The organism is Arthrobacter sp. P1_B9 (assembly GCF_056406495.1).
Window position 1 is genome coordinate 177,626 of sequence record NZ_JBFUAA010000007.1, and the last position, 17,032, is coordinate 194,657.

Annotated in this window: 16 protein-coding genes; 13 read left to right on the forward strand and 3 right to left on the reverse strand. The window is 68.2% G+C overall.

Annotation, left to right across the window (positions count from 1 at the left end):
• The first annotated feature begins 21 nt into the window (after positions 1–21).
• The 3 genes from miaB (at position 22) to dapF (ending at position 3,736) form a co-directional block, all read left to right on the forward strand.
• Positions 22–1,656: a tRNA (N6-isopentenyl adenosine(37)-C2)-methylthiotransferase MiaB gene (gene miaB, locus AC1D1A_RS12105; protein ID WP_476947813.1), complete on the forward strand. Its 1,635-nt coding sequence runs from the start codon at positions 22–24 to the stop codon at positions 1,654–1,656.
• Positions 1,657–1,825: 169 nt separating this feature from the next.
• Entirely contained in the window at positions 1,826–2,731 is a 906-nt protein-coding gene (miaA, locus tag AC1D1A_RS12110; RefSeq protein WP_230008615.1) for a tRNA (adenosine(37)-N6)-dimethylallyltransferase MiaA, read from the forward strand.
• 51 nt (positions 2,732–2,782) lie between these two features.
• The gene (dapF, locus tag AC1D1A_RS12115; RefSeq protein ID WP_028277231.1) at positions 2,783–3,736 is read left to right on the forward strand and encodes a diaminopimelate epimerase; all 954 of its coding nucleotides are present in this window, start codon (positions 2,783–2,785) and stop codon (positions 3,734–3,736) included.
• Here the strand turns inward: dapF and AC1D1A_RS12120 are convergent.
• Positions 3,717–4,331 (reverse strand): class I SAM-dependent methyltransferase, encoded by a 615-nt coding sequence (locus AC1D1A_RS12120; RefSeq protein WP_230008613.1) that lies wholly within the window; start codon positions 4,329–4,331, stop codon positions 3,717–3,719. The two genes, dapF and AC1D1A_RS12120, sit on opposite strands and share 20 nt — an antisense overlap.
• Positions 4,332–4,903: 572 nt before the next feature.
• On the opposite strand from AC1D1A_RS12120, the gene hflX reads away from it, so the two are divergent.
• Together hflX and AC1D1A_RS12130 are read left to right on the forward strand one after the other, a co-directional pair.
• Positions 4,904–6,502, forward strand: coding sequence for a GTPase HflX (hflX, locus tag AC1D1A_RS12125; protein WP_223913986.1), 1,599 nt, complete (start codon positions 4,904–4,906; stop codon positions 6,500–6,502).
• A complete protein-coding gene (locus AC1D1A_RS12130) occupies positions 6,495–8,630 on the forward strand; it encodes an ATP-dependent DNA helicase (RefSeq protein ID WP_476947814.1) in 2,136 nt (711 codons plus the stop codon). The genes hflX and AC1D1A_RS12130 overlap by 8 nt, the downstream gene beginning before the upstream one ends.
• Before the next feature lie 112 nt (positions 8,631–8,742).
• On the opposite strand, the gene lexA is transcribed toward AC1D1A_RS12130, so the two are convergent.
• A complete protein-coding gene (gene lexA, locus AC1D1A_RS12135; RefSeq protein ID WP_230008558.1) occupies positions 8,743–9,492 on the reverse strand; it encodes a transcriptional repressor LexA in 750 nt (249 codons plus the stop codon).
• 532 nt (positions 9,493–10,024) lie between these two features.
• On the opposite strand from lexA, the gene AC1D1A_RS12140 reads away from it, so the two are divergent.
• From AC1D1A_RS12140 to AC1D1A_RS12175, 8 genes are all read left to right on the forward strand, one after another.
• A complete protein-coding gene (locus AC1D1A_RS12140; RefSeq protein WP_374208258.1) occupies positions 10,025–10,429 on the forward strand; it encodes a LysM peptidoglycan-binding domain-containing protein in 405 nt (134 codons plus the stop codon).
• A 68-nt stretch (positions 10,430–10,497) separates the two neighbouring features.
• Positions 10,498–11,616 (forward strand): histidinol-phosphate transaminase, encoded by a 1,119-nt coding sequence (locus AC1D1A_RS12145; RefSeq protein ID WP_476872015.1) that lies wholly within the window; start codon positions 10,498–10,500, stop codon positions 11,614–11,616.
• Between the two features lie 71 nt (positions 11,617–11,687).
• Entirely contained in the window at positions 11,688–12,314 is a 627-nt protein-coding gene (gene hisB, locus AC1D1A_RS12150) for an imidazoleglycerol-phosphate dehydratase HisB (RefSeq protein ID WP_476849457.1), read from the forward strand.
• The gene (hisH, locus tag AC1D1A_RS12155) at positions 12,311–13,060 is read left to right on the forward strand and encodes an imidazole glycerol phosphate synthase subunit HisH (RefSeq protein ID WP_476849458.1); all 750 of its coding nucleotides are present in this window, start codon (positions 12,311–12,313) and stop codon (positions 13,058–13,060) included. The genes hisB and hisH overlap by 4 nt, the downstream gene beginning before the upstream one ends.
• Positions 13,061–13,219 (forward strand): hypothetical protein, encoded by a 159-nt coding sequence (locus AC1D1A_RS12160; protein ID WP_164468561.1) that lies wholly within the window; start codon positions 13,061–13,063, stop codon positions 13,217–13,219.
• Between the two features lie 41 nt (positions 13,220–13,260).
• Positions 13,261–14,007 carry a bifunctional 1-(5-phosphoribosyl)-5-((5-phosphoribosylamino)methylideneamino)imidazole-4-carboxamide isomerase/phosphoribosylanthranilate isomerase PriA gene (gene priA, locus AC1D1A_RS12165; RefSeq protein WP_079551296.1) on the forward strand — a complete coding sequence of 249 codons (747 nt, stop codon included), beginning with the start codon at positions 13,261–13,263 and terminating at the stop codon, positions 14,005–14,007.
• A 14-nt stretch (positions 14,008–14,021) separates the two neighbouring features.
• On the forward strand, positions 14,022–14,963 hold the full coding sequence (locus tag AC1D1A_RS12170; protein WP_476859033.1) for an SseB family protein: 942 nt from the start codon (positions 14,022–14,024) through the stop codon (positions 14,961–14,963).
• 62 nt (positions 14,964–15,025) lie between these two features.
• Positions 15,026–16,339 carry an MFS transporter gene (locus tag AC1D1A_RS12175; protein ID WP_028277241.1) on the forward strand — a complete coding sequence of 438 codons (1,314 nt, stop codon included), beginning with the start codon at positions 15,026–15,028 and terminating at the stop codon, positions 16,337–16,339.
• A gap of 139 nt (positions 16,340–16,478) precedes the next feature.
• On the opposite strand, the gene AC1D1A_RS12180 is transcribed toward AC1D1A_RS12175, so the two are convergent.
• Complete coding sequence (locus tag AC1D1A_RS12180; RefSeq protein WP_230010214.1) at positions 16,479–16,865, reverse strand: DUF1844 domain-containing protein; 387 nt, start codon at positions 16,863–16,865, stop codon at positions 16,479–16,481.
• Positions 16,866–17,032 lie beyond the last annotated feature (167 nt).

Genomic DNA, 17,032 nt, shown 5'->3' on the forward strand with positions numbered 1-17,032 from the left:
CTTACCCGTTACCCTTAACAGGTGAGTTTTACCATTCCCTCCCCAACGGCCGGCACGACTTCTCCGACAGCGCCACCGGCGGTGCAGCCAGCAGGGCCCCAGGCATTCAGTGCGGACCCCGTTTCCGCACCGGAAAGTCCCGCCCCGGCCCAGCCCCGCACCTACCAGGTGCGCACTTTCGGCTGCCAGATGAACGTGCACGATTCCGAGCGGATGGCCGGCATGCTGGAAGCCGCAGGCTACGTCCCCTCCGCCGGCGAGCTGGCCGACGTCGTGGTCTTCAACACCTGCGCGGTCCGGGAAAACGCCGACAACAAGCTGTACGGCAACCTCGGCATCCTCGCCCCGGTCAAGGCAGCCAACCCGGGCATGCAGATCGCCGTCGGCGGCTGTCTCGCGCAAAAGGACCGCGAGACCATCCTCAAGAAAGCCCCGTGGGTGGATGCCGTGTTCGGCACCCACAATGTCGGTGCCCTGCCGGCGCTGCTGGACCGGGCCCGCCACAACAATGAGGCCCAGCTGGAGATCCTCGAATCGCTGGACGTCTTTCCCTCCACCCTCCCCACCAAGCGGGACTCCGTCTACTCGGGCTGGGTATCGATCTCGGTGGGCTGCAACAACACCTGCACCTTCTGCATCGTCCCGGCCCTGCGGGGCAAGGAAAAGGACCGCCGCCCCGGCGAGATCCTGGCCGAAATCCAGGCGCTCGTGGACGACGGTGCCATCGAGGTAACCCTGCTGGGCCAGAACGTGAACTCCTACGGCGTCGAATTCGGCGACCGGCAGGCGTTCTCCAAGCTCCTGCGGGCGTGCGGCGACATCCCGGGCCTGGAGCGGGTCCGGTTCACCAGCCCGCACCCGGCCGCCTTTACCGACGACGTCATCGACGCCATGGCCGAGACGCCCAACGTCATGCCGCAGCTGCACATGCCCCTGCAGTCCGGCTCGGACAAGGTCCTCAAGGACATGAAGCGGTCCTACCGCTCGACCAAGTTCCTCGGCATCCTGGACAAGGTCCGCGAGAAGATCCCGCACGCCGCCATCTCCACCGACATCATCGTCGGGTTCCCCGGCGAGACCGAGGAGGACTTCCAGGCCACCCTCGACGTCGTGGCGAAGTCCCGGTTCGCCACCGCCTTCACCTTCCAGTACTCCAAGCGGCCGGGCACGCCCGCCGCGGACCTGCCGGACCAGCTGCCCAAGGCCGTGGTCCAGGAACGCTTCGAACGCCTCACGGCCCTGCAGGACCGGATTGCCGCCGAGGAAAACGCCCGGCAGCTTGGCCGCCGCGTCGAGGTCATGGTGACGGCCCAGTCGGGCCGTAAGGCTGGGGAAACCCACCGCCTCTCCGGCCGGTCCCAGGACCAGCGGCTGGTGCACTTCTCCGTGCCCGCCGGAGCCGAAGTGCCCCGGCCCGGCGATCTGGTGACTGTCACCATCACAGAGGCGGCGGCGTTCCACCTCGTCTCCGACCCCGCCTCGGCCGAGGACTACAGCCTGCGCCGGTCCCGTGCCGGCGATGCCTGGGACCGGTCGCAGGCAGATTCCTGCGGCGCAGGCCCAGCAGGCAAAACCAGCCCGGCGGGCAAGACCAGCGCGTCGGGCACCTCCGGCGTGTCGCTGGGCATGCCCAGCCTCCCGGTCCGCGGCCGTTAGCGCCGTGCCCGGCCCGCAGGGCGCTCCCCGGAACGAAGCAGTCCAGAACCCAGCAGCCCGCGCCACGGCGGTCGAGGACACAGCCCAGGCCTTGGCGGTCGAGGGCACTGCCCAGAAGGACGCTGCCCAAAATGCGGCGGCGCAGGGGGCACGGCCGGCCGCGCCGCCGGTGATCGCCGTCGTCGGGCCGACGGGATCCGGCAAATCAGACCTGGCAGTCTCCCTCGCCCTTGAGCTCGACGGTGAAGTCATCAACGCCGACTCGATGCAGTTCTACCGCGGCATGGATATCGGCACCGCCAAGATCACCGAGGCGGAGCGCCGCGGTGTGCCGCATCACCTGCTGGACATTCTGGACGTGACCGAGGAAGCGAGCGTCTCGGACTTCCAGCAGCAGGCCCGGGCGTTGATCGCCGACATCCACGGCCGGGGTAAGCGCGCCATCCTGGCCGGCGGCTCCGGACTCTACGTCCGCGCCGCCCTCGACGTCCTGGAATTCCCCGGCACGGATCCGGAGATCCGCGGCCGGCTCGAGGCGGAACTGGCTACCGCGGGCCCCGCGCCCCTGCGGCGACGGCTCGAGGCAGTGGACCCCGTCTCCGCGGGCAGGCTCGGCGATGAGCGCAGGATCATCCGCGCCCTGGAAGTCTTCGAGCTCACCGGGCGGCCATTCAGCTCCTTCATGCCGGCCCGCCAATACTTCCAGCCTGCCATCCAGATCGGACTCGAGGTGGACCGGGAACTGCTCCGGCAGCGCCTGGCCGACCGGGTCCACGCGATGGTGGACCGGGGGCTCCTGGACGAAGTCCGCCGGCTGGACGCAGCCGGGCTCCGCGGCGGCCGGACCGCGCCGCGGGCCCTCGGCTACGCGCAGTTCCTCCGGGTGCTCGACGGTGCCTCCAGCGTGGAGCAGGCCGCGGACGAAACCATCATCGCCACCCGGCAGTTCGCGCGCCGCCAGCTGACCTGGTTCCGTGCGGATCCCCGGGTCACCTGGCTGGGCTGGCACGATCCTGACCTCGTGGCCGAGGCCGCCGGCCTCTGCCGGGCGACGCCGGTTCTGCCTCCGGCGTAGCGCTTGGGTCACGGTGCCGGAGCGGTCGGGGCGGAACGGTAACCTTGGAGCATGGACGAATCCCAAGCCGTAGCCGCTGACCGTACTGCCGGCGATACCGCCCCGCTGAGCGGCCTGAAGTTTTCCAAAGGCCACGGAACGGGCAACGACTTTGTCCTGATCGCAGACCCCAACGGCGCGCTCGAGTTGAGCCCGGAGCACGTCGCGGCGCTCTGTGACCGGCACCGTGGCATCGGCGGCGACGGCCTGATCCGGGCCGTGCCTTCCCGGCTCCTGCCCGAGGGGCAGCAATTGCTGACCGCGCACCCCGATGCCGAGTGGTTCATGGACTACCGCAACGGCGACGGCTCGCTCTCTGAGATGTGCGGAAACGGAGTCCGCGTCTTTGTGCACTTCCTCATCGCCGAAGGCCTCGTGGACCTGCCGGCCGGCGAATCGCTCGTCATTGGAACCCGGGGCGGTGCCAAGACGATCGTCCGGACGGCTGCGGGCTACGCCGTGGACATGGGCCCCTGGGAATTCATTTTCCCGGGCGAGGCGACCGCGCGGGCCATGGACTCGCTGGTCAGCGCCGACGGGCTCGAAGTCGCACGGCCCGCCCTCTCCGTCAGCATGGGCAACCCGCACACTGTCGTGGCCCTGGCCGAAACAGCCGAACTGGAGGCCACGCAGCTGTTCACGGCTCCCCGGGTGGACCCGACGCCGCCGCACGGCACCAACGTCGAATTCGTTGTGCCCTCCGAACCACTGGTCCACGACGGCACCGGCACCATCACCATGCGGGTCCACGAGCGCGGAGTGGGGGAGACCCAGTCATGCGGCACGGGCGCCTGCGCCGCCGCCGTCGCGATTCGCCACTGGGCCGGCCAGGGCGCACCGGACGCGTGGAACGTCCACGTCCCCGGCGGCGTCGTCGGCGTGAAATTCTTCCTGGGCCCGGAGGGGCACGAACACGTCGAACTCAGCGGCCCGGCCGTGATCGTCGCTAGCGGGACGCTTTCCTGATTCGAAGGATCCGGAACGACTTCGACGTGCTCTCCCGGGTCACGCTGAAGCTGGCGTCGAGCTCCGCCGAGAGCCAGCGCTGCAGCGAGTCCGAGCCGAGGTTCTTCTGGACCACGAGCCAGGCCGATCCGCCCGGCGCCAGCCTGGGAATCCACAGGCGAAGGAGGGCATGAAGTTCATCCTTGCCGATCCTGATCGGCGGGTTGGACCAGATGGTGTCAAAGCGCAGGTCGGGGTCCACGGCGTCCGGCGTGCTGGCGGATACGTTGTGCAGCCCCAACAGCCCGGCGTTTTCATTGGTCAGGGTCACGCAGCGTTCGTTCACGTCCACCGCGTAGACCTGGGCGTGCGGTGCCCGCAGGGCCATGGTCAGGGCGATCGGTCCCCAGCCGCAGCCGATATCCAGCAGGTTGCCCTGCGGCGACGGCGCCGGGACGTCGGCCAGCAGCACGGCCGTTCCCTTGTCGATCCCGTCCGGGCTGAAGATCCCCGAGGACGTCTGCAGCCGGCGCGTCTCACCGGCAAGATCCACGGTGAGCGGCTTACGGGTAAAGGGCCCGGCCGGCTGGGCGCTGAAATAGTGTGCAGACTCCATAATGGGCCAGATTAGTTCGCGGCCAGCCCGTATGGGAAACCGGGTGGGAGCGCCGGCGTCTGCTACGCTACAAAACATGATCCTGATCTCCAAGTAGCCGGCACGGGTCCCATCCAGTCCTTGACAGGTACTCCGGGGGACTCCGTAGCGACGCAGGTAAACGCCTTCCGCTGAGTGCGCCATTGCACGGGTGAGTTTTCTCACCCGCGGGCGCCCGCACCACTTGGAATCCAACCATTTCCCAGGCACCGTGTTTTGCTGGCACAGTTTTCGAGCACCGTGCTCCCTGGCCCGCTCCCGGGCCCGGCGTGGCGGAGGCACCTACCTCAACGTGTTTGCACCGGCACCGGCACCGGCACCGCCCACACAGCCAGTGTCCCCGCAGCCAGGCGCCGTAGCCGCCTCTACCGTCCCCAGCCGCCGCTCCGCACGGAGCCAGCCCCGCCCCGGCACCGTTGCCGCGGGCATTCCAGGAGGCCCGCATGACCCCCCGCCGTCAGCCCAGCGCGAATACCGCCCCACAGAGCAACAATCGGCACTATTCTGAAAGAGCCGAACCTTTAAAGGAGACCATGACCAGCCACCCCAACACCGGACCCGATTCAGCAGCCCAGGACATGAGCCCTGAAGAGATTCAAGCTGTAATCGACCGGATCCTTTCCAAGGACACCCCCGCCCCAGGCCGCGGCGGCGGCACCGGCCATGGCACCGCCGCCGGTGCTGGCACCAGCAGCCCGACGTCGGTGCTCGGCAAGGCGCAGGCCATCTCCCGCCTGGACGAGGTGTACACCAACTTCGACGGCGACCAGCAGGACCTTGAGGAACGGCACGCACTGCGCCGCAAGGCCGGCCTGTCCACCGAGCTCGAAGACGTCACCGAGGTCGAATACCGGCAGTTGCGCCTTGAGCGCGTCGTCCTGGCCGGCCTCTGGACCGAGGGCACCCTCGCGGACGCGGAGAACTCCCTGCGTGAACTTGCCGCCCTCGCTGAGACGGCCGGCTCCGAGGTCCTCGACGGGCTCGTCCAGCGGCGTGCCAAGCCCGATCCCGGGACTTTCCTCGGCTCCGGCAAGGCACAGGAGCTGAAAGCCATCGTGATGTCCACCGGCGCCGACACCGTCGTCGTCGACGCCGAATTGGCCCCGTCCCAGCGGCGCGGGCTGGAGGACATCGTCAAGGTCAAGGTCATTGACCGTACAGCGCTGATCCTGGACATCTTCGCCCAGCACGCCAAGAGCCGTGAAGGCAAGGCGCAGGTGGAGCTCGCCCAGCTCGAATACCTGCTCCCGCGCCTGCGCGGCTGGGGTGAATCGATGTCCCGCCAGGCCGGTGGCCAGGTGGGCGGCGCCGGTGCCGGCATGGGCTCGCGTGGTCCCGGTGAGACCAAGATCGAACTGGACCGTCGCCGGATCCGCACCCGGATGGCCAAGCTGCGGCGCGAAATCGCCGCCATGAAGCCTGCCCGGGAAACGAAGCGCGCCAACCGCCGTCGTAATGCCGTGCCCTCTGTCGCCATCGCCGGGTACACCAACGCCGGGAAGTCCTCGCTGCTGAACCGGCTGACCGACGCGGGGGTGCTGGTGGAAAACGCCCTGTTCGCCACCCTGGACCCCACCGTCCGCAAGGCCGAAACCGCTGACGGGCTGGGATACACCCTGGCCGACACCGTGGGCTTTGTCCGTTCCCTGCCCACCCAGCTCGTGGAGGCATTCCGCTCCACGCTGGAAGAGGTCGCCGACTCTGACCTGATCCTGCATGTCGTGGACGTCTCGCACCCGGATCCGGAAGGCCAGATCGCGGCTGTCCGGACGGTCTTCAGCGAAGTCGACGCGCGCAAGGTTCCGGAAATCATTGTCCTGAACAAGGCCGACGCCGCTGACCCGTTCGTGGTCGAACGGCTCAAGCAGCGCGAGCCGCGCCACGTGGTGGTCTCGGCCCGCACCGGCGAAGGCATTCCGGAACTGCTCAAGGCCATCAGTGACGGCATTCCGCGGCCCAGCGTGAAGCTTGAACTGCTCATCCCGTACAACCGCGGGGATCTGATCAGCAAGCTCCACGAGAGCGACGCCGAGATCCTCAGCCTCGACCACGAGGAAACCGGGACCCGTGCCGTGGTGATGGTGCGTGAAGGACTCGCCGCCGAACTGGATCCCTTCATCAGCAATGACTGAGGCTGCGGTGACCAGGACCGACGCCGATCCAGCTGACGCCGAACCAGCCGACGCTGGGCCGGCCGACGCCGACACCGGCGCCGGTTCGGTTGCCGGCGCGGCCGGCGAGGAGTTTGTTGTTAAGCTGCTCGACCGTGCCGTGTCCGGCATGGGCGGGCAGAGCCGCGATGGCCAGCACGAAATGGCCCGGCAGGTGGCGCGCGCGATAGACAGCGGCGATCACCTGCTGGTCCAGGCCGGCACCGGCACCGGCAAGTCGCTGGCCTACCTGATTCCGCTGATCGCGCATTCGCTGACCAGCAACAAACCCACCCTGGTCTCCACCGCCACCCTGGCACTGCAAACGCAGATTGTGGGCCGTGACCTGCCCAGGCTGCTTAAGACCATCACCCCTGCCCTGGAGCGGCCCGTCAAGGTCGCCCTGGTCAAGGGCCGGTCCAACTACGTCTGCCGGCACAAACTCGAGGGCGGCTTCCCGTCCGAAGAACCTTCCGAGGGACAGTTGTTTTCCCTCGGCGAGGACACGTCCGTGCCGCACTTCGCCGCCGCACTTGGCGGGCCGTCCTCCCAGCTGGGCAAGGAAGTTGTCCGGCTGCGCGAATGGGCCGAGGAGACCGCGACGGGGGATCGCGACGAGCTCATGCCGGGCGTCACGGACCGGGCCTGGCGCCAGGTCTCGGTCACCTCCATGGAGTGCCTCGGCGCGCAGAAATGCCCGCTCGCGGCCGAATGCTTCAGCGAACTGGCACGGCAGAACGCCGCCGATGCCGACGTCGTGGTCACCAACCACGCCATGCTCGCCGTCAGTGCCTTCGAAGGCCTGGCGGTGCTGCCCGAGTACGACGTCGTCGTGGTGGACGAAGCACACGAACTTCAGGACCGCGTCACGGGCGCGGTCTCGGGCCAGCTCTCCGTGGCGATGGTGCACGCCGCCGCGTCCGGGGCCCGGAAGCACACGGGCATCACCGTGGATGCGCTGAACAATGCCGCCGCCCACCTGGAGCTCGCCATCGACGGCGTCCCCAGCGGGCTGATGCCCAACGGCCTGAACAGCGAGCAGCTGGACTGCATCGACCAGCTGCGCGACGCGTGCCGCGCCGCCCTGTCCGATTCCAAGGGGGACAGCTCCGTGTCGGCGGACGGCGGACGGCAGCTGGCCCGCTCGCGCCTCATGGTCATCCTGGAGCTCTGTGAACGCCTGCTGGCCGCGCGCGAAAACCGCGAAGTCGTGTGGTTCTCCCGCAACAGCAGCTTCGACCCGGCGCAGGGCTACTCCCAGCCGGACGAGAGCGCGCCGGCGTTGATCAACGTTGCCCCGCTGAGCGTCGCAGGGCGGTTGCGCGAGGGCCTGTTCGCGGACCACACCGTCATCCTGACCTCGGCCACACTGGCCATCGGCGCTGCCTTCGAACCCGCCGCCGGCGGCCTGGGCCTGGTTGGCAACGGCGCCCCGAGCTGGACCGGCGTCGACGTCGGCTCCCCGTTCGACTACCCGAAGCAGGGCATCCTCTACGTAGCCCGGCACCTGCCCAAACCCGGCCGCGGAACGTCCCCCGAGGCCCTGGACGAACTCGAGAAGCTGATCCGCGCCTCCGGCGGAGGCGCCCTGTGCCTGTTCTCCTCGCGGCGCGCCGCAGAGGAAGCAGCCGAGGCCATGCGGCCCCGGCTGGGCCTCAGCATCCTGTGCCAGGGGGAGTCGACCATGACGGCGCTCGTGCGGCAGTTTGCCGACGAACCTGACACGTGTTTGTTCGGCACCATGTCCCTCTGGCAGGGCGTCGACGTCCCTGGCGTGTCCTGCCGGCTGGTGGTCATCGACCGGATTCCCTTCCCGCGGCCGGACGACCCGCTGATGACGGCACGTTCGCGGGCCGTGGCCCAGGCCGGCGGCAATGGCTTCATGGCCGTCTCGGCCACGCACGCCGCCATCCGCCTCGCGCAGGGCGCCGGACGGCTGATCCGCTCGACCTCGGATAAGGGCGTGGTGGCAGTGCTGGATTCGCGGCTCTCCACGGAGCGTTACGGCGGCTTCCTGCGCGCCGCGCTGCCGCCGTTCTGGCCCACCACCGATTCATCGATAGCCATGGCAGCCCTGAAGCGCCTGGCGAAAGACTCCGCGAAAGCCTAAGTCCCAAACCGGGGCCGCCACCCTGCGCCGGAAATCCGCCGCGGGGTGGCCGCTCCGGACTGGCAGCATGCCCCGGATGGCTAAGGGGAGCGCAGTTTAGAGAGAGCGCAGTTTAGAGGGAGCGCAGTACCGATACGACCTTGCCCATGATGACGGCGTGGTCGCCCAGGATGGGCTCGTACTGGGTGTTTTGCGGCAACAGCCACGTGTGGCCGTCCCGCTGGCGGAAGGTCTTGACCGTGGCTTCGTCGTCCAGCAGGGCGGCAACGATATCGCCGTTCACGGCATCACCCTGGCGGCGGACAACCACCCAGTCGCCGTCGCAGATGGCGGCGTCGATCATCGAGTCGCCGGCCACCTTGAGCATGAAGAGTTCGCCATGGCCCACGAGTTGGCGGGGCAGCGGCATGACGTCCTCCACCACCTGGTCCGCGAGGATCGGCCCGCCGGCGGCGATGCGTCCGACGAACGGCACCATTGCCGTGTCAGTGGCGCTGGCGAGCTCGGTTACCGACAGGCCGCCGACGGCCCGCAAGGGGCTGGACTTCTCGATACCAGATATCGGTGTGGCCCCCTCGTCCAGGGTCAGCGGCATGAGCACTTCCATGGCCCGGGGCCGCTTCGGATCGCGCCGCAGGTAGCCGAGCTTTTCCAGTTGGGAGAGCTGGTGGGTCACGCTCGACAGGCTGGCGAGACCGACGGTGTCGCCGATTTCGCGCATGGACGGCGGGTAGCCCTTGTCCGTGACGGACCGCTGGATGGTCTCCAGGATTTTCTTTTGCCGGACGGTGAGGCTCTTGGGGGCCCGGGCGGGCTGCGGGCTCCGTGGGGTGGCCCTGCCGCCGGTGGCTTGTGCTGCCATGTTCGCCAACGCCTTTCCGTTCCGCCCGGCTGCCGTGGCTGCTGTCACCGGGAACTTCCGGCCTGAAATGTCAGACCCTGCTGATCAACTACGAATGAATTCCCACTGGTAGTTCGAAAGTGGGAGTTCGAAAGTGGTTGTCCTGTCCCTCAAAAATAGGCCAGCCGCAGACCTTTTTCAAACATTTGTTCTAGCGAGTCTCGACATCGTTCGTTAGTAAGTGCTAAAACAGAACAAGTAAGATTCGAATATGTGTTCGATTCCGACGATCTAGGTTCGCAGGCAATGTTCGGTTCTATGTTCGAAGGTTCGGCCGGTTGGCGGCGAGTACGTGAGTACGCCGGGCGGCAACTTATGGTCCAGGAGGGCTCAGTTCATGTCAGTTTCAAGCGCGTTTGACGGCACTAACATTCAGGGCGTCACGACCCGCCACCGTGGTGTTGGTCCGGGTGGCGCAGCGGATCGCCGCAGCATCGGACACGGCAGCATCGGACAAGGCGGCCTCGCCCAAAGTGGTTCCAGTCACGGCAACGTGTACCCGCTCAACGCCAGGCGCCGCGGCTCCGCGCCGTCGCGGGCGCAGCAAGGAGCCGCCGCCGCGGTTTCCGGCGGCCGGACCAAGCAGCCGCCGCTTCGGCTCACCCGGCGCGGACGCTTCGTCTTTTTCGGCGTCCCCCTGATTCTGCTGGCGGCGTTCATCCTGTCCTTCAGCGGATTCCTCAACGCTCCCGCGAAAGCGGCAGATTCCGCAGACCAGCTCTCGGTGACGCCGACCGTATCCGTCACAGTCCAACCGGGGGAGTCCCTCTGGGCCATTGCCGGGTCGGTGGCCCCGGAGCGCGATCCCCGCGATGTTGTGGCCGATATCGTGCAGTTGAACAATCTGGACGCCGCGCGTGTGATGCCGGGCCAGCAACTGTTTGTTCCGTCCAAGTAGCCACCCCCGGGTGCCGTTGCGGGCGTCACAGTTTCAGCGCCCGTCCCGCTACCACTTAAACTGGTCACGTGACTGACCAGCTTGAGCGCCTCAACCGACTGCCCCTCCGAACCAATCTGCGTGGCCTGCGTCCGTATGGCGCGCCGCAGCTGGACGTCCCCATCCTGCTCAACGTCAACGAGAACACCCATGGGGTCCCGGCCGATGTCCGCGCCGCGATTACCGAAGCCGTGAGCGCCGCCGCTGCCGGGCTGAACCGCTATCCGGACCGCGAATTCACCGAATTGCGCGAAGCCCTCGCCGAATACCTTGGCCATGGGCTGGACGCGGAGAACATCTGGGCCGCGAATGGTTCCAACGAAGTCCTTCAGCAAATCCTCCAGGCCTTCGGAGGCCCTGGCCGGACGGCCCTCGGGTTCCCTCCCACGTATTCGATGTACCCGCTGCTGGCCTCCGGCACGGATACGGAGTACGTCGTCGGGGTCCGCGCGTCCGACTATGGGCTCAGCGCGGAATCGGCGGCACAGCAAGTCCGCGAGCTTCAGCCCAACATTGTCTTCCTCTGTTCCCCGAACAACCCGACCGGCACGGGGCTGGGCCTTGATGTGGTCGAGGCCGTTTATGAGGCCGGCGAGGCCAGCCAGACCATCGTGATCGTTGACGAGGCCTATCACGAGTTCGCCCACGACGGCACGCCCAGTGCCCTCACCCTGCTGCCTGGCCGGGAGCGGCTCATCGTCTCGCGCACCATGAGCAAGGCCTTCGCCCTCGCGGGTGCGCGGCTCGGCTACATGGCCGCGGCCCCGGAGGTCGCGGATGCCCTGCGCCTGGTGCGTCTCCCGTACCACCTCTCCGCCATCACCCAGGCTGCGGCCCTGGCTGCCCTGCGCCACCGGGAGGCGCTCATGGCGGACGTCGAGGACATCAAGCGCCAGCGCGACCGGATCGTGTCGGAACTGACGCGGTTGGGCTTGACCCCGGCCGCGTCTGATTCCAACTACGTGTTCTTCGGCGGCCTCGAGAACCCCCATGAGGTTTGGCAGCGCATGCTGGACGCCGGTGTCCTCATCCGCGACGTCGGTATTCCGGGGCACCTGCGCGTCACCGCCGGCACTGAGACAGAAACCACAGCCTTCCTGGAGGCACTTGAACTCATCCTGGCCGGCTCCGCAAAGCCGCAGGCCTAGACTTGGTGGGGAGCCCAATCGTCCCCGCCAGATTGCCCAACACCCTGCCTTCTTCCAAAGGACACATCTACATGAGCACCACCGGATCCACCGCCGCCGAGGGCCGGACCGCACGCATGGAACGGACCACCAGCGAGTCCTCGGTCCTGGTCGAGATCAACCTGGACGGCACCGGCGTTTCAGACATCAGCACGTCGGTCCCGTTCTACGACCACATGCTGACGGCCCTCAGCAAGCACTCCTTGATCGACATGACCGTCAAGGCCACCGGCGACACCCACATCGATGTCCACCACACTGTCGAGGACGTGGCCATCACTTTCGGCGAGGTTCTGCGGACCGCTCTGGGCAACAAAGCCGGGATCCGCCGCTTTGGCGAGGCGACCGTTCCCCTCGATGAGGCCCTCGCGCAAGCTGTCGTGGACGTCTCCGGCCGTCCCTACCTGGTCCACGCCGGCGAGCCGGCAGGCCAGGAATACCACCTGATCGGCGGCCACTTTACGGGCTCCCTGACCCGCCACGTCTTCGAGGCGATCACCCTTCACGCCGGGATCTGCCTGCACATGAACGTCACTGCCGGGCGTGACCCCCACCACATCGTCGAGGCCCAGTTCAAGGCCTTTGCCCGTGCCCTGCGCGCAGCCGTCGAGCCGGATCCCCGCGTCGAGGGCATCCCGTCGACAAAGGGTGCTTTGTGACCGGCCCGGTGCTCCGCGACGGGGCCATCATCGACCCCGCCGCCGCGGCCAAGCCGGTCTCCCCGCAGGGAAAGCCCACAGTTACGGTGCTGGACTACGGCTCCGGGAATGTCCGGTCCGCCGTCCGCGCGCTGGAGCGGGCCGGCGCCGAAGTCATCCTCAGCTCCAAGCCTGAGGATGTCCTCAATGCCGACGGCCTCGTCGTCCCCGGTGTCGGCGCCTTCGAAACCGTCATGCGCGAACTCAAGGCCGTTGACGCCATCCGCATGATCGGCCGCCGTGTCGCCGGAGGCCGCCCCGTGCTGGCCATCTGCGTCGGGCTCCAAGTGCTGTTCGAGGCCGGCGTCGAACACGGCACCGAAGCCGAGGGCATGGGGGAGTGGCCCGGCAAGGTGGAACTGTTGCCTGCCGACGTCGTGCCCCACATGGGCTGGAACACCGTCGCCGTCCCCGAAGGGTCCAGGCTCTTCGCCGGGGTTGAGGACGAGCGCTTCTACTTCGTGCACTCCTACGGTGTCCAGAAGTGGGACTTCGACGTCATCCAGCCGCGGATGGCTGCGCCGCTGGTGACCTGGTCCGACCACGGTGCCCCGTTCATCGCGGCCGTGGAAAACGGCCCGCTGTGTGCCACCCAGTTCCACCCGGAGAAGTCCGGCGACGCCGGCGCCCGGCTGCTGCGCAACTGGGTCCAAAGCCTGCGCCCCGCAGCCCCGGACCGTACCGCAGCCCCGGAAGGGACCGCCTAGATGTGGTCCCTGGTGCTCATGGGCGTGGCCGGCCTGCTGGTTGGCGGCGGGATCTCCTTCCGCCAGCAGAAAAGTCCGCTCTGGGTGCAGATCGTTTTCTACATCCTCGCCGGCATGTCACTGCTGGCCGCCTACCTCCTGACCCTGCCGGCGTCCTGACCGCCCCTCCCCACCCCCATCCCCAAGCTGAGGACTCCACGATGACCACCGAAACCCCGCTGCCCGTACTCGAGCTCCTGCCCGCCGTCGACGTCGTCAACGGACAGGCCGTCCGGCTCGTACAGGGCGAAGCCGGCAGCGAGACGAGCTACGGCACCCCGCTGGAGGCCGCCCTCAACTGGCAGCAGCAGGGGGCTGAGTGGGTGCATCTGGTCGACCTGGACGCCGCGTTCGGGCGCGGCTCCAACGCCGAGCTCCTGCGCGAGGTCGTCGGCCGGCTCGATATCAAGGTGGAGCTCTCCGGCGGCCTTCGCGACGACGAATCCCTTGAGAAGGCCCTCGACCTCGGCGTCGCACGCGTCAACCTGGGCACGGCGGCACTGGAAAACCCGGAATGGACGGCCCGGGTGATCGAGCGCTTCGGCGACAAGATTGCCGTCGGCCTGGATGTCCGCGGCACCACCCTCGCCGGCCGGGGCTGGACCAAGGAAGGCGGGGACCTCTGGGACGTGCTCGGCCGCCTCGAGGACGCCGGCTGCGCCCGGTACGTCGTGACCGATGTGACCAAGGACGGCACGCTCCAGGGCCCCAACGTCGAACTCCTGCGCCAGATGGTCGAGAAAACGGGCAAGCCGGTGGTCGCCTCCGGCGGCATTTCCAGCCTCGAGGATCTCAAGGTCCTGCGCTCCCTGGTGCCGCTCGGCGTCGAAGGCGCCATCGTCGGCAAGGCCCTCTACAACGGCAACTTCACCCTGCCCGAGGCCCTCGACGTCGCCGGCCGCCGCTAGCGGCGAAGGCGCCCATGACGCACTCCCACGACACCCACGACCCCAATAACCCCCACGAGACAGTGCAGGCAGGGACCGGGGCCGGTCCCATCCGGCATCTGCCCGGGCATATCGCGGCGGCCCTTGCCGGCGCCGGCGGGGCCACGGACTCCGCCGGCCAACCCTGGGCTGGGCGCAGCCTGTCCGGCAATGACGCCAAGATCCATAATTTCGACGACGACGACGGCACCGCCGACGCCGGCTATCTGGCGGCCTTGTCCGACCTCGCCGCGGGCACTGGCGACGAGGCGGCCGTGGTGGCCGCGCTGGCCACCGCCCGGGTGTTCGTGCCAATCCTCGCCCAGCTCGCCGAAGAGGGCGAGGCCGCGGCCGGGCCCAACGGGGATCCGCTGCACTCGGACAAGCAGGCCGACATGGCCCTGGTGACGCTCAAGGCGCCGGACGGACGGACGGCCATGCCGGTGTTCACCTCGGCAGCGTCACTGACGGCGTGGCACCCGGAGGCCAGGCCGGTCGCCGTGTACGCGGCCCGGGCCGCCTTGTCAGCGGTCGCGGAAGGGGCGGAGCTGCTCGTGCTCGATCCCGGCTCGGAAGTGACGTTCGTGGTCCGCCGGCCGGCAGTCTGGGCCCTCGCCCAGCAGCAGCCATGGACGCCGTCATACGCCGACCCCGATCTCGCGGGTGCACTCGGGGAAGGCGCGGTTGGCTTTCCGGCGGTCCGCCGTGTTGAAATTCATCCGGGGGGTGGAGTTGCCTCGGCCACGGCCGATGGCAGGCGGCTCCCCGGTGGGGGAGCCGGCCCGGAACTCCGTGTGGTCCTCTACCTTGAAGACGGTCTCGACGCCGCCGGCGTGCAGTCGATCGTCGCCGGCCTCAATAACGCCTGGGCCCGGAATGAAATCTTTGCCGAGCGGGTTGATTCGATCGAGGTCAAGCTGCAGCGTGCAGCACCATAGCTGACGGCCCAACGGGGGGACCTCCCGGTGCTGCCGTGGGCAGTACCAGAAGGATATAGTCCGTGAATTTCGCGCTTTACCGTCAGCTGCTGGCCATCCGGCCCATCAGGCGCCTCCTGCTGGTCGGCATGATCGCCCGCATACCGCACTCGGCGGCCGGCGTCCTGCTGACCCTGCACATCGTCCTGACCCTCGGCCAGGGCTACGCCGCCGCCGGAGCGGCCGCCGCCGTGATGACGATCGGTATCGCCGTCGGCGCGCCCTGGCGCGGACGCCGGGTCGACACCGTGGGGCTGCGAAAGGCGCTGATTCCGTCTGTGGTCTCCGAGGCCGTGATCTGGTCGATCGTGCCGCACGTGTCCTACGAGGCCCTGTTGCCCCTGGTCTTCATCGGGGGCCTGCTGACTCTGCCCATCTTCAGCGTGGTGCGGCAGTCGCTGGGCGTTCTGGCCCCCGGGGAACAGCGCCGGACTGCCTTTGCGCTCGACGCCATCGCCACCGAGCTGGTCTTCATGATCGGCCCGGCCGTCGGAGCCGTCGTCGCCACCAGCGGCCAGTCCGTCCTGGGCCTGACAGTCGTGGGAGTGGCCACATCCGTCTCCGGGCTCTTCCTCATGTGGTTCAACCCGCCCACCCGGAGTGCTTCCCCGGACGCCGGGCTTGAGGCGCAGGAGCTGGAGTGCGCGGAAGCCGCAGTGGTCGCCGCCGCGCCGGCCCACCTGCAGGAGGCAGCAGCCGAACTGGCACCCCTGGCGGCCGCCGCCGAGGAGCGCCGCCGGCGGGGATCCGGCCTGCGCCACAGGGTCATCCACAACTTCAGCTGGTTCACCGCCGCCGTAGCCGCCGTGTTTGCCGTCGGCGCCGGTGCCGGCATGGTCCTCAGCGGCACCGACGTCGGCATCGTCGCGGCGCTCCAGACCGGCGGCCACCAGGCCGAAATCGGCATCGTGTTCCTCTTCTGGTGCGCGGCCTCGGTGGTGGGCGGCGTCCTCTACGGTGCCATGCACCGGGCCGTTTCCCCGATCCTCCTGTTGCTGGGGATGTCAGCGCTGACGGTCCCGATGGCCTTCGCGACCGACGTCTGGACGCTCAGCCTGCTCGCGTTGCTGCCGGGTCTGCTGTGCGCGCCGGTGTTGTCCGCGGCCTCGGAAAAGGTGGCCGAACTGGTGGATGAAAGCCGGCGTGGCGAGGCGATGGGCTGGTACGGGTCATCGCTCACCGGCGGAGTGGCCCTGGGCGCGCCGCTTGCCGGGCTGTTCATTGACCTCATCGGCCCGTCGGCCGGCTTCGTCTCAGTGGGGTTGGCGGGCGTGGCCCTCTGCCTGGTGGGACTGGCCCTGCAACAGGTCCGGCGCAGCCGCCTGGCCCGCGTCTGAACGCGGGCCTGCCGCCATTGCGCCACTCCGGGCACGCGCCCGGGCTTTGTGAACGGCAAATCCTGCGGACGGAAAATAACGACGCCGGCGGGCGGACCTGGGTGGTCCGCACGCCGGCGTTGTCCTGGCTGACGGGTGCTTAGTTGACGGGGCCGGTGTACTTCTCGCCCGGGCCCTTGCCCGGCGCGTCCGGGATGATCGATTCTTCGCGGAAGGCCAGCTGAAGCGAACGGAGTCCGTCGCGCAACGGTCCAGCGTGCTGTGAGCCGATTTCGGGCGCCGCTGCGGTCACCAGACCGGCGAGGGCGGTGATCAGCTTGCGGGCCTCGTCCAGGTCCTTGAGGTCCTGGGCATTTTCCTCGGCGGCGAGGCCGAGCTTTACCGCGGCGGCGCTCATCAGGTGCACGGCGGCCGTGGTGATGACCTCGATGGAGGGGACTTCCGAGATGTCGCGGATCTGCTGCGAGACGTCCGCCTGGGCTGCCGCGGGCTCGAAGACGTGGGAATTACTATCTGAAGTGCTCATGCTGGTAAGCTTGTCACAGACCGACTAAATGTCGTTATTCTCAAGCTTTTATAGAATGCAGTGTTCTGACTGGCAGTGCTTGTCACTGAAGTTGGCGCCCGGCGACGCATACGTGCGTTGAACGGGTGTCTTTCTGTAGAGTTGGCTTTAGTTTGCAAGCGGAGTTC

What these genes read in the sequence shown, in the direction of transcription:
- AC1D1A_RS12170 (WP_476859033.1), top strand. Translation starts at nt 14,022, where the DNA reads ATGACGCACTCCCACGACACCCACGACCCCAATAACCCCCACGAGACA.
- AC1D1A_RS12120 (WP_230008613.1), bottom strand. Translation starts at nt 4,331, where the DNA reads ATGGAGTCTGCACACTATTTCAGCGCCCAGCCGGCCGGGCCCTTTACC.
- hisB (WP_476849457.1), top strand. Translation starts at nt 11,688, where the DNA reads ATGAGCACCACCGGATCCACCGCCGCCGAGGGCCGGACCGCACGCATG.
- hflX (WP_223913986.1), top strand. Translation starts at nt 4,904, where the DNA reads ATGACCAGCCACCCCAACACCGGACCCGATTCAGCAGCCCAGGACATG.
- dapF (WP_028277231.1), top strand. Translation starts at nt 2,783, where the DNA reads ATGGACGAATCCCAAGCCGTAGCCGCTGACCGTACTGCCGGCGATACC.
- AC1D1A_RS12130 (WP_476947814.1), top strand. Translation starts at nt 6,495, where the DNA reads ATGACTGAGGCTGCGGTGACCAGGACCGACGCCGATCCAGCTGACGCC.
- lexA (WP_230008558.1), bottom strand. Translation starts at nt 9,492, where the DNA reads ATGGCAGCACAAGCCACCGGCGGCAGGGCCACCCCACGGAGCCCGCAG.
- AC1D1A_RS12180 (WP_230010214.1), bottom strand. Translation starts at nt 16,865, where the DNA reads ATGAGCACTTCAGATAGTAATTCCCACGTCTTCGAGCCCGCGGCAGCC.
- priA (WP_079551296.1), top strand. Translation starts at nt 13,261, where the DNA reads ATGACCACCGAAACCCCGCTGCCCGTACTCGAGCTCCTGCCCGCCGTC.
- AC1D1A_RS12160 (WP_164468561.1), top strand. Translation starts at nt 13,061, where the DNA reads ATGTGGTCCCTGGTGCTCATGGGCGTGGCCGGCCTGCTGGTTGGCGGC.